General features: G+C 68.2%; 12 protein-coding genes and 1 pseudogene. 4 read left to right on the top strand and 9 right to left on the bottom strand.

Annotated elements, in window-relative coordinates; translation table 11 throughout:
- Window positions 1-5 precede the first annotated feature (5 nt).
- Complete coding sequence (locus tag OHS03_RS07345) at window positions 6-647, top strand: response regulator transcription factor (RefSeq protein ID WP_328664121.1); 642 nt, start codon at window positions 6-8, stop codon at window positions 645-647.
- 26 nt (window positions 648-673) lie between these two features.
- On the opposite strand, the gene OHS03_RS07340 is transcribed toward OHS03_RS07345, so the two are convergent.
- From OHS03_RS07340 to OHS03_RS07305, 9 genes and pseudogenes are all read right to left on the bottom strand, one after another.
- Complete coding sequence (locus tag OHS03_RS07340) at window positions 674-1,183, bottom strand: SRPBCC family protein (protein WP_328661788.1); 510 nt, start codon at window positions 1,181-1,183, stop codon at window positions 674-676.
- A gap of 2 nt (window positions 1,184-1,185) precedes the next feature.
- Window positions 1,186-1,797, bottom strand: coding sequence for a TetR/AcrR family transcriptional regulator (locus tag OHS03_RS07335; protein ID WP_328661785.1), 612 nt, complete (start codon window positions 1,795-1,797; stop codon window positions 1,186-1,188).
- Window positions 1,798-1,876: 79 nt separating this feature from the next.
- Window positions 1,877-2,653, bottom strand: a complete 777-nt coding sequence (locus tag OHS03_RS07330) for an enoyl-CoA hydratase (protein ID WP_328661783.1) — start codon at window positions 2,651-2,653, stop codon at window positions 1,877-1,879.
- On the bottom strand, window positions 2,650-3,546 hold the full coding sequence (mmsB, locus tag OHS03_RS07325) for a 3-hydroxyisobutyrate dehydrogenase (RefSeq protein ID WP_328661781.1): 897 nt from the start codon (window positions 3,544-3,546) through the stop codon (window positions 2,650-2,652). Before mmsB ends, OHS03_RS07330 begins: the two co-directional genes overlap by 4 nt.
- Window positions 3,546-4,613, bottom strand: a complete 1,068-nt coding sequence (locus tag OHS03_RS07320; protein ID WP_328661779.1) for an enoyl-CoA hydratase/isomerase family protein — start codon at window positions 4,611-4,613, stop codon at window positions 3,546-3,548. The genes mmsB and OHS03_RS07320 overlap by 1 nt, the downstream gene beginning before the upstream one ends.
- Window positions 4,610-5,749: an acyl-CoA dehydrogenase family protein gene (locus OHS03_RS07315; protein ID WP_063003791.1), complete on the bottom strand. Its 1,140-nt coding sequence runs from the start codon at window positions 5,747-5,749 to the stop codon at window positions 4,610-4,612. The genes OHS03_RS07320 and OHS03_RS07315 overlap by 4 nt, the downstream gene beginning before the upstream one ends.
- A 7-nt stretch (window positions 5,750-5,756) precedes the next feature.
- The gene (locus OHS03_RS07310) at window positions 5,757-7,256 is read right to left on the bottom strand and encodes a CoA-acylating methylmalonate-semialdehyde dehydrogenase (protein WP_328661777.1); all 1,500 of its coding nucleotides are present in this window, start codon (window positions 7,254-7,256) and stop codon (window positions 5,757-5,759) included.
- Between the two features lie 121 nt (window positions 7,257-7,377).
- Window positions 7,378-7,495: pseudogene (locus tag OHS03_RS34660) on the bottom strand (acyl-CoA dehydrogenase family protein); the annotation flags it as partial.
- 92 nt (window positions 7,496-7,587) lie between these two features.
- A complete protein-coding gene (locus OHS03_RS07305) occupies window positions 7,588-8,205 on the bottom strand; it encodes a TetR/AcrR family transcriptional regulator (protein ID WP_328661775.1) in 618 nt (205 codons plus the stop codon).
- 99 nt (window positions 8,206-8,304) lie between these two features.
- Between OHS03_RS07305 and OHS03_RS07300 the strand changes: the two genes are divergently transcribed.
- Genes OHS03_RS07300 through OHS03_RS07290 form a run of 3 tightly spaced genes read left to right on the top strand, consistent with a single transcriptional unit; the run spans window position 8,305 to window position 11,706 of the window.
- Window positions 8,305-9,186 (top strand): metal-dependent hydrolase, encoded by an 882-nt coding sequence (locus OHS03_RS07300; RefSeq protein WP_328661773.1) that lies wholly within the window; start codon window positions 8,305-8,307, stop codon window positions 9,184-9,186.
- A complete protein-coding gene (locus OHS03_RS07295; RefSeq protein ID WP_328661771.1) occupies window positions 9,183-10,214 on the top strand; it encodes a PDR/VanB family oxidoreductase in 1,032 nt (343 codons plus the stop codon). The genes OHS03_RS07300 and OHS03_RS07295 overlap by 4 nt, the downstream gene beginning before the upstream one ends.
- 19 nt (window positions 10,215-10,233) lie before the next feature.
- Window positions 10,234-11,706, top strand: a complete 1,473-nt coding sequence (locus OHS03_RS07290) for an aldehyde dehydrogenase family protein (protein WP_328661770.1) — start codon at window positions 10,234-10,236, stop codon at window positions 11,704-11,706.

Raw genomic sequence — 11,706 nt, 5'->3', positions numbered from 1 at the left:
GACCCCTGCGGGTAGTGATCGCCGAGGACAGCGCCATCCTGCGCGACGGGCTGGCCGGGCTGCTCACCGAACGCGGACACGCGGTGGTGGCGATGGTCGGCGACGCGACGTCGCTGAGCGAGATCGTCGAGACCCACCGGCCCGACGTCGCGGTGGTGGATGTGCGGATGCCGCCCACCTTCACCGACGAGGGCCTGCTGGCCGCCATCGAACTGCGCAGGAAGCATCCGGGCACCGGCGTGCTCGTCTTCTCCCAGTGGATCGAAACCCGGTACGCGACAGAACTTCTCGCCGCAGGAGCCAGCGGCGTCGGCTATCTCCTCAAGGACCGCGTCGCCGACGTGGGTGATTTCGTCGACGCACTGCATCGGGTCGCCACCGGCGGCACCGCCCTCGACCCCGAGGTGGTGAGTCAGCTGATGGGCGCGTCCCGGCAACAGGATTCGCTGGCCCGGCTCACCCCGCGCGAGCGCGAGGTGCTCGAGCTGATGGCCCAGGGACTCACCAACAACGCCATCGCCGCCTCGCTCACCGTCACCGAGCGGGCCGTGGAGAAGCACATCGGCAATATCTTCACCAAACTCGATCTGCCGCCGTCGGATACCCGCCACCGCAGGGTGCTGGCGGTTCTGCGGCTCAAAGGGTGAACCGCAGAACCCCACGCGGTCGGACGTTACTCGCCTGCGGTCGGTGCCGTCGCGGCGACGCGGCCCACGATGCCCTTGGCGATGGAGCCGGTGATCCGCTCGGTCACCGCGCTCGTCGAGCGCAACAGCAGTTGCAGGGCGGGCTTGCCCTCCACGGCGAAAGTCCACGTCAGCCTGGTTCCGGTGGCGGTCGACGCCAGCTCGATGTCCTCGGCGAAGCGACGCAGTCCCGGGATCGAGGCGAAGTCGACGGTGAAGGTCATGCGCCGCTGGTCGTCCCAGCGGTAGAACCGTTCGGTGAGCGCGGCGATGCGCCCGAGTGTGACGATGCGGCCGGAGCCGACGCCGAACGGTCGCGGCGTGGTCCACCGCATGCCGGTGACCAGCCCGGACCACGACACCAGCGCGTTGTCGGCGATCAGGGCCGCCCAGACCTCCGACGGCGGCGCGGGAATATCGAGGACGTGGACGTAGCGGTTCGACGCGCTCGCGAGGAATTCGTCGTCGGATTCGGTCAATGCGAATGCCTGAGCCATAGCTATCGGTGTTCTTCCTGTTGTCGATCGACTGTCGATAGTCCGTTCCAGCACAGGGCGGACGCGGTGTCGACCGCGTCCTTTTTCGAGATGGGCCGCCCCGCTTCCAGCCAGTGGCTGGCCGCGAGGCGGCTGAGCCCGACCAGTCCCCAGGCGTGGATGTCGGCCCTGGTCGCATCCACGCCCACCGCCCGCAGTTCGGCGCTCACCAGGACGGCACAGTCACGCATCGCGTTGCGCACCCGCCATTCGACGCACGGTTCGCTGGGCACCGGCGATTCGAACACCAGCACATACCCGCCGAGGTCGTATTCGACGAAGTCGAAGTAGGCCTGCACCGCCCCGCGTACCCGGCTGCGCGGCTCGGTGTCCGCCGCGACGGCCACCCGGACACCGTCGACCATCCGGTCCAGATTGAGTTGCAGCACAACCAGATACAGATCCAGCTTGCTCGCGAAATGATCGTAGAGCACCGGCTTGCTGATCCCGGACCGCGCGCTGATCTCGTCCATCTTCGCGCCGTGAAATCCGTGGGCGACGAACACCTCTTGCGCCGCGTCCAACACCATCTGGCGCCGGTGGGCCCGTGCCACCGGCCCCCGAAGCCCTGCCACAGACGTGGCCGCTCCCCCGGCACCCGGGGTCACCGGGTGCCGAGTGTCGCCGCGCATCGTCGTCATCGCAGACCGATCACTAGCGATGGGTGAAGTTCGGTGGCCGTTTGTCGACGAAGGCGTTCATGCCTTCGGTCTGGTCCTCGATCGCGAACAGCGAATGGAAGACGCGGCGCTCGAACCGGATTCCCTCCGCGAGGGTGGTCTCGAAGGACCGGTTCACCGCCTCCTTGGCGATCATCGCGACCGGCAGCGACTTGGCCGCGATGGTCTCAGCCACCTCGGCGGCGACATCGAGCAGCTCGTCGGCGGCCACGATGCGCGAGACGAGTCCGGCGCGTTCGGCCTCCTCGGCGCCGATCGTGCGACCGGTCAGCACCATGTCCATCGCCTTGGCCTTGCCCACCGCGCGGGTGAGCCGTTGCGAGCCGCCGATGCCGGGGATCACGCCCAGCTTGATCTCGGGCTGGCCGAATTGCGCGGTGTCGGCGGCGATCAGGATGTCGCAGAGCATGGCCAGCTCACAGCCACCGCCCAGCGCGTACCCCGCGACCGCGGCGACGGTCGGCTTGCGGAACTGCGCGAGCCGGTCCCAGCGAGCGAAGTAGTCGTCCATGAACATGTCCATGTACGACTTGGGCGCCATCTCCTTGATGTCGGCGCCCGCCGCGAAAGCCTTGGCGGAGCCGGTGATCACGACCGCGCCGACCTCGTCGTCACGACCCAACGCGTCGAGCGCGGCGACGATGTCGTCGAGCACCGCGCTGTTGAGCGCGTTGAGCGCCTTCGGTCGATTCAGCGTGATCCAGCCGACGCGGTTCTTGGTCTCGACCAGGATGGTCTCGTAGTCGGTCATTCCGAAACCTCGCCGGAACGGTCGCGGATGTCGGTGACGATGGCGGAGAAGTCCCGCCCGGCGTCGGTCTGGTTGAACCGCGCGTAGATCGCGGCGGCGAGTTCGCCGAGCTGACCGTCGATCCCGTTGGCCTGCAACGCGTTCGCGGCCAGGGTGAGATCTTTCGACATCAGCGCGGTGGCGAAGCCGGGCTGGTAGTCGTTGTTGGCCGGGCTGGCGGGCACCGGACCCGGCACGGGGCAGTAGCTGGTCAGCGCCCAGCTCTGGCCCGACGCGGTGGACACCACGTCGAAGAACGACTGATGACTCAGGCCGAGCCGCTCACCGAGCACCAGCGCCTCCGACAGCCCGATCATGGAGATCCCGAGCAGCATGTTGTTGCAGATCTTGGCGGCTTGACCCACACCGGCGCCACCGCAGTGCACCACCTTGCCGCCCATCACCGCGAGCACATCGCCCGCGTCGGCGAAGTCGGGCTCCGAGCCGCCCACCATGAAGGTGAGGGTGCCCGCGGTGGCACCGGCCACACCACCGGATACCGGCGCGTCCAGCGGGCGGTGTCCGGCCGTAACAGCCAGAGCGGCAACCGCTTTCGCGTCGGCCACATCGATGGTCGAACAGTCGATGAACAGCGTGCCCGCCGTGGCGGCGGGCAGCAACTCGGCGTAGACGTCGAGCACGAGTTTGCCGTTGGGCAGCATGGTGATCACCACGTCACGGTCGACGGCGGCCTCGGCGGCGGTGGCCACCACCCTCGCGCCGTCGGTGCGCGCCTGCTCCTGTGCGGCGGGCACCGGGTCGAAGGCGAGCACGTCGTACCCCGCGCGCACCAGGTTCGCCGCCATCGGGCCGCCCATGTGTCCGAGCCCGAGGAAACCGATCTTCTTCGTCATCACTGTGCCTTCGCTGTCGTCGAATCCAGTTCCGCCGCACCGAGATCAGCGAAGTAGGCCGCCACCTGATCATCGGTCACCTCGGCGAGGGTTGTCGGCCGCCACTGGGGATTGCGGTCCTTGTCGATCACCTGGGCGCGAATGCCCTCGACCAGGTCGTTGGAGCTGAGCGCGGCGACCGAGACCCGGTATTCCTGGTCGAGCACCGCCTCGAGGCTCGTCAGTTCACGTGCCGCCCGCAGCGAACGAAGCGTGACCTTCAGCGCCACCGGCGATTTGGCCAGCAGGTCCTCGGCGGCCTTGGCGGCATCGGGTGATGCGTCGGCGCGCAACCCGGCCACGATCTCCTCCACGGTGTCCGCGCGGTAGCAGGCATCGATCCAGCTCTGCTGAGCGAGCAATTCCGACGCAGGAGCGGCCGCGGTGAACTGTGCGATCGCCTCGTCGGCGTCTGCCGTGCGCAGGGCGTCGAGCAGGGCGTCGATGTCGCCGGAAGGCACGTAGTAGTCGGCGAAACCGGCCGCGATCGCGTCGCCCGCGTTCATCCGCGCCGTGGTCAGCGCCACGTGGGTGCCGATCTCGCCCGGTGCCCGCGAGAGCAGGTAGGTGCCGCCGACGTCGGGGACGAAACCGATGCCGACCTCGGGCATCCCGATCTTGGACCGTTCGGTGACGATGCGGTGGCTGCCGTGCCCGGCCAGGCCGACGCCGCCGCCCATCACGATGCCGTCCATGATCACCACGTACGGCTTGGGATAGCTGCCGATCAGCGCGTTGAGCAGGTACTCGTCGCGCCAGAACCGTCCGGTCGGCGAATCGGCGCCCGCCGTACCGCCTTTCGCGTCGGCGTGGATGGCGACGATGTCGCCGCCCGCGCAGAGTCCGCGCTCGCCCGCGCCGGTGACCACGACAGTGCGCACCGCGTCGTCGTCGGCCCAGGAGCGCAGCGCGTCGGTGATGGCCAGTGTCATCGCGTGATTGAGCGCGTTGATGGCCTTGGGCCGGTTCAAGGTGATCAGGCCGAGGCCGTCACGGACAGCGATCAGCACTTCGGGTTCGTCGGTCATGCTGCTCCGATCAGCGAGCGGGCGACGACCACCCGCATGATTTCGTTGGTGCCCTCGAGGATCTGGTGCACGCGCAAGTCGCGCACGATCTTCTCCAGGCCGTATTCGTGCAGGTAGCCGTAGCCGCCGTGCAATTGCAGCGCCTTGTTGGCCACCTCGAAACCGGTGTCGGTGGCGAATCGCTTCGCCATCGCGCACAGGGTGACCTTGTCGGGCGCGTCCGCGTCGAGCGCGGCCGCGGCCCGCCACAGCAGCGTCCGCGCCGCCTCCAGTTCGGTGGCCATATCGGCGAGCTGGAACTGCAGGGCCTCGTTGCGCACCAGGGGTTTACCGAAGGCGTGGCGTTCGGTGAGGTAGCGGACCGTCTTGTCGAGCGCGGCCTGCGCACCGCCGAGCGAGCACGCGGCGATATTGAGTCGGCCGCCGTTGAGGCCGTTCATCGCGATCGAGAAACCCTCGCCTTCCTCGCCGAGGCGATTGGCGACCGGCACCCTGGCGCCGTCGAGCAGGACCTGGCGGGTCGGCTGGGCGTTCCAGCCCATCTTCCGTTCGTTCGGTCCCACTGTCAGACCCGGTGTGTCAGCCGGGACGATCAGCGCCGAGATGCCGCGCGGGCCTTCCCCACCGGTACGCACCATCATCACGTACACGTCGTTGGAGCCCGCGCCGGAGATGAATTGCTTGGCGCCGGTGAGGATGTAGTCCTCACCGTCGCGAATGGCCTTGGTGCCCAAGGCCGCCGCGTCGGAGCCGATGCCCGGCTCGGTGAGGGCATAGCTGCCGAGCAACTCCAACGACGCCATCCCCGGCACCCACCGGTGCCGCTGCTGCTCGGTGCCGTAGGCATCGATCATCCAGGTCGCCATGTTGTGGATGGAGATGTACGCCGACACCGAGGGGCACCCGGTGGAGAGCTGTTCGAAGATCCGCACCGCGTCGAGCCTGCGCAGTTCGGAGCCGCCCACATCGGCGCGTACCGAGATGCCGCCGAGTCCGAGCGGGCCTGCCTTGCGCAGCACATCGACCGGAAAGTGTTTGCGCTCATCCCAATCCAGCGCGTCGGGCGCCAAGAACTCGTCGGCGAATTGGCGCGCGGTGTCACCGATCGCGCGCTCGTCCGCATCGAGAGTGAACATCGCCGCCTCAGTCCATCGTCGGGATCACGAACGCGTTGGACTCCTTGAGCCCGGCAGGCCAACGCTGAGTGACCGTCTTGGTCTTGGTGTAGAACCGGATCGAATCCGGGCCGTGCTGGTTGAGATCGCCGAAGCCCGAGCCCTTCCAGCCACCGAAGGTGAAGTAGGCGATCGGCACTGGGATCGGCACATTCACACCGACCATGCCGACCTGCACGCGGGAAGAGAAATCGCGTGCGGTGTCACCGTCGCGGGTGAAGATCGCGACGCCGTTGCCGTATTCGTGCTCGTCGACCAACCGCAGCGCCTCCTGGTAGTCGCTCGCGCGCACCACGGTCAGCACCGGGCCGAAGATCTCCTCTTTGTAGATCCGCATGTCGGCGGTGACATTGTCGAACAGGCTCGCGCCGACGAAGAAGCCGTTCTCGGCGCCTTCGACACTCAGCCCGCGCCCGTCGACCACCAGCTGCGCGCCCTCCTCGACACCGATCCGGACGTAGTCGTTGACCCGGTTCACCCCGTCGAGCCCGACCAGCGGCCCGAAGTCCGCGCCCGCGTCGTCGGAGCGCCCGACATTGAGCTTGTGCACCCGCTCGGTCAGCTTGGCGACCAGCCGATCAGCGGTCTCCTGCCCCACCGGCACGGCCACCGACAGCGCCATGCAGCGCTCTCCCGCCGACCCGTACGCCGCGCCGATGAGCTGGTCGGCGACGTCGTCGAGGTCGGCATCGGGCATGACCACCGCGTGGTTCTTGGCCCCGCCGAAGCACTGCGCGCGCTTGCCGTTGGCGGTGGCGGTCTCGTAGATGTACTGGGCGATCGGAGTCGAACCGACGAAGCCGACCGCCTTGATCCGACGATCGTGCAGGATCGCGTCGACGGCTTCCTTGCCACCGTTGACCACGTTGAACACACCCGGCGGCAGACCGGCCTCGAGGAACAGCTCGGCCAGGCGCAGCGGTACCGAGGGATCACGCTCCGACGGCTTGAGCACGAAGGCGTTGCCGCAGGCCAGCGCCGGTCCGGCCTTCCACAGCGGGATCATCGCCGGGAAGTTGAACGGCGTGATGCCCGCGACGACGCCCAGCGGCTGCCGCATCGAGTACACGTCGATGCCGGTGCCGGCGCTGTCGCTGTACTCGCCCTTGAGCAGGTGCGGGATGCCGATGGCGAACTCGATGACTTCGAGGCCACGCTGGATGTCGCCCTTGGCGTCGGCGATGGTCTTGCCGTGCTCGGACGAGAGCAGGGCGGCCAGGCTGTCGATCTCATCGTTGACCAGGGTCACGAACTTCATCAGCACCCTGGCGCGCTTCTGCGCGTTGAACGCTGCCCACACCGGCTGAGCCGCGGCCGCGTTGTCGATCACCGCGGTCACCTCGGCGGTGTTCGCCAGCGGAACCCTGGCCTGCACCTGCCCGAGATTCGGATCGAAGACGTCGCCGAAGGCGCCGGAAGTGCCGGTGACGTGCTTACCGCCGATGAAGTGCGTGAGTTCGCGAGCCATGCCAGTCCTAGTCGTTGAGGTCGGTGCGCGCCGCGCACAGTGGAAGGTTGTCCAATAGTTGGACGTCCAAGCAATTGGTACGATCGCAGGACCGTTGCCCCTTTGTCAACAGCGGATCCCACTATTGACATATAGCCAACAAGGTGTGGGAGATGCGCCCGTCGGCCCACATGCGCGCGATCGGGTACTCCGCCATGTAGCCGTAGCCGCCCGTGGAGCTGGACGCACCGATCGATCACCTGGGACTGTTGATCGGTGGCGCATCTACGCGGGCGCCAACGAGGTCATGAAGGACCTGATCGCCCGCTTCCTCTGATGCGTCGACCTGCGGCTACGACCCGGGTACCAGAATCGGGAGCACGTAGGTGCGGGCGAACGCCGCCAGGGCCTGCTCCGAGCCGGTATCGATGGTGCCGACCGGCTGCAGGATCAGCGAGTGCACCACCCGGCAGACCACTTCCACCCGGGCGCCGAGATCGGGGATGTCGGGGAATCGATTGTCCGCGAGCACCTTTCGGATGATCTCGGTGGACGCGGCGACCGAGAGCAGGAAGAACGACGCGCCGTCGACGGTGAGCTGGGGCAGCAGGCGGTCGGCCTCCAGCGTCAACAGCCGCTCGACCAGCGGGTGTGCGCGCCAGCGCGTGATCACGGTGGTGAAGACGTCGACGACGATGTCGTCGAAGGTGTCGTGGCGCGCCGGGATCTCCCCCAGATCGACGAGCAGCCTGCGCACTTCCCGCTCGAAGGCCGCACTCACGACATCGTCGCGCGACCCGATGCGCCGGTAGACGGTGGCGCGGTCGACGTCGGCGGCCTTGGCGATGTCCTCGATCGTCGTTTTGCGCACGCCGACCCGCTCGAACTGCACGAGGGCGGCATCGAGAATTCGTTCTTCGACCGAGTCGGCGGTGGGCGAATTCCCCGAGGTCGCGGCGGTGGAGAGCACGCTTCGACGGTAGCAGGCGAGGCGGGGTGCCGAGCACAACCACGGACCGGATTCGTCTGCAACATTGCGATGCTATTTGTTGCACTGTACGGTTCCGGTATGGCTGATAACAGTGCAACGGCGCGCTCCTATCAGGAAGAAGCGCACGCAATTCACGCGCGGGATGTGCATTTCGACTTCTCGTCGGTGCCCATGCACTACATCCCGGGCGAAGTACTCGCGACACATGTCACCAATGTGATGCATCTCGTACTTCCCGAAGGCGAACGAGCGATGGCGACCTGCCTCGCCGAGGCCCTGCCCTATATCGAGGACGAGCGGCTGCGGGAGGAGGTCACCGGGTTCATCGGCCAGGAATCGATGCACGCCAGCAGCCACGAAGGCGCGCGACGGCATCTGCAGTCGATCGGACTCGATGTCGAGTCCTATGTCGCCAAGATCGCCTGGCTGGTCGACCGGGCCCTGGGCGACCAGGGCCTCACCGGCCGCGCCAAGGAGGAATGGCTCAAGGAACGTCTCGGCCTGTTCGCCGGGATGGAGCACTTCACCGCCGTCATCGGCGAGTGGCTGCTGGAATCGGATGTGCTGGCCGAGCTCGGGATGGATCCGACCATGCTCGATCTGGTGCGCTGGCACGGCGCCGAAGAGGTCGAGCACCGCAGCGTGGTGTTCGACGCCTACATGCACGTCGACGGCGGCTACGCCCGACGACTGCGCACCGGGCTGCTCGCCAGCGGCACCCTGCTGCCACTGTTCATCATCTCGACCGCGTACCTGTATCGCCAGGATCCGAGCAAGGACAAGGGCCGTTCCTGGGCCAGGCAGTTCGTGAGCGCGACCGTGCGCGGAGTGATCCCGAGCTTCACGACCTTCGTCACCGAGATGCCTCGCTACCTGCGGCCGAGTTTCCATCCCTCCCAACTGGGTTCGATGGACAACGCCCTGCGGTACCTGGCGCATTCGCCGGCGGCGCGCGCGTGAACCCTTCCACCGCGGCCGCGACACCGAGCCTGCGGGTCATCGGTGCCGCCGTCGACGTCTACAAGAAGGTGTTCACCCAACCCACGCTGTCGCCGCCACGTCCGGTGCGACACAACGGCTTCGACCTCGACGTCCGGGTAGAAGCGGTACACGCCGAGGCCGCCGACGTGGTGAGCCTGACCCTGGCCGGCGTCGAAGGAGGGTCCCTGCCGTCGTGGCGGCCGGGTTCCCACATCGACGTCTTCCTGGCCTCGGGTCGCCAACGCCAGTACTCCCTGTGCTGCGATCCGCGCGACCGTCACCGCTACCGCATCGCGGTGCGACGCCTCGACGACGGCGACGGTGGGTCGCGGGAGATGCACGCCCTTCGCTCGGGTGATCGGCTGCGCATCCGCGGTCCGCGCAACGCGTTCACCTTCGTCGAGACCGCCCCGTCGTACCTGTTCATCGCCGGGGGTATCGGGATCACCCCGATCCTGCCGATGGCGCGCGCCGCCGGTGCTCGCGGACGGCTGGTCTACCTGGGCCGATCGCGCGAGACCATGCCGTTCCTCGGCGAGCTCCCCGCGGGCACCGACGTGCGCCCCGACGACGAGTTCGGCACACCCGACCTGCCCGCGTTGCTCGCCACCGCCGCTGGTGGCGCCGCGGTCTACGTGTGCGGGCCCGCCCCGGTGCTCGATGCCGCCCAACGCAGCCTGTTCGCGTTGAATCCGACAGCCTCGCTGCATACCGAACTGTTCTCGGCGCGGCCGGTGACCGACGGCGAGGAATTCGACGTCACCCTCGCCCGGAGCGGCGAGACCCTGCGCGTGGGCAGCACCGAGACCGCGCTCGACGCGATCCGCCGGGCCCGCCCCGACGTCGCCTACTCCTGCCGACAGGGCTTCTGCGGCAGCTGCAAGACCAAGGTCGTCGCGGGCGAGATCGACCACCGCGACCGACTGCTCCCGGCGGGCGAGCGCGCCGACCAGATGCTCACCTGCGTGTCCCGTTCCGCCGGTGGCGCGCTCACGCTGGATCTCTGACCGCGAAAGGCATGGTCCCATGACCACCACCCTCACCTTCGACGTCCACAGTCCGGCGACCGGCGCCCTGGTCGGTTCGTATCCCAGCCACGACGAGAGTGCCGTCGAGGCGGCCGTCGACCGGGCCAACGGTGCCGCGACCTGGTGGCGGGCAGCGGGTTTCGACGAGCGCGCCCGTCGGCTCGATCGCTGGCGAACCGAGATCACCCGCGGCCGTGACGAACTGGCCCGCATCATGAGCCAGGAGATGGGCAAGCCGCACTCCGATGCCGCGCTCGAGATCGTGATGGCGCTCGAACACCTGAAATGGGCCGCGCACAACGCGAAAGACGTGCTCGGCTCGCGTTCGGTCCCACCCAGTCTGTTGACCGTCAACCAGGCCTGTCGGGTCGAATACCGCCCCTTCGGCGTGGTCGGGGTGATCGGCCCGTGGAACTACCCGGTGTTCACCCCGCTCGGCTCGATCTCGTTCGCCCTGGCCGCAGGCAACGCGGTCGTGTTCAAGCCCAGCGAATACACCCCGGGGGTCGGCATCTGGCTCGCCGAGGCGTTCGCCCGCGCCGTCCCCGAACAGCCTGTCCTGCAGGTGATCACCGGCGGCGGTGAGACCGGCGCGGCGCTGTGCCGCAGCCGGGTCGGCAAGATCGGGTTCACCGGTTCCACCGAGACCGGCAAGCGCGTGATGGCCGCCTGCGCGCAACGGCTCACCCCGGTGCTCATGGAGTGCGGCGGCAAGGACGCACTCGTCGTCGACGCCGACGCCGACCTCGGCGCCGCCGCCGACGCGGCACTGTGGGGCGGCATGTCCAATGCCGGGCAGACCTGCCTCGGGGTGGAACGGATCTACGTCCACACCGACGTCTACGACGCGTTCCTCACCGAACTGCTCGACCGCGCGACCGACCTGCGCGCCGGGACGGGCGCGGCGAAGATCGGTCCGATCACCATGCCCAAGCAGCTCGCGGTGATCCGGCGCCATATCGAGGACGCCCTCGCGCGCGGCGGCCGGGCACTGCTCGGCGGGCCCGACGCCATCGACGGTCAGTTCGTGCAGCCGACCATCCTGGTCGACGTGCCGCACGACAGCGCGGCGGTCACCGAGGAGACCTTCGGCCCGACGCTGGTCGTGACCAGGGTCGCGTCCATGGACGAGGCGATCGAGCTGGTCAACGATTCCGAATACGGACTCGGCGCCACCGTGTTCGCCCAGCGCGACGGCGACGCGATCGCCGACCGCATCGAGGCGGGCGCCACCTCGATCAACGCGTTCGTCGCGCACGCCACCATCCCCGCGCTGCCGCTGGGCGGGGTCGGCGCCTCCGGCTTCGGCCGCGTGCACGGTCCCGACGGCCTGCGCGAGTTCACCTACGCCAAAGCGACTACCCGGCAACGGTTCTCCTCGCCGCTGGCGCTCACGACGTTCACCCGCAGCACCCGGATCGACACCGTCGTCGATCGCCTGGTGTCGGTGCTGCACGGAAGGATCGGCTGA

The organism is Nocardia salmonicida (genome assembly GCF_036142455.1).
Lineage (GTDB): Bacteria > Actinomycetota > Actinomycetes > Mycobacteriales > Mycobacteriaceae > Nocardia > Nocardia salmonicida.
Note: the sequence above shows the minus strand (reverse complement) of the source record. Positions and strands in the feature narration are given on the sequence as shown.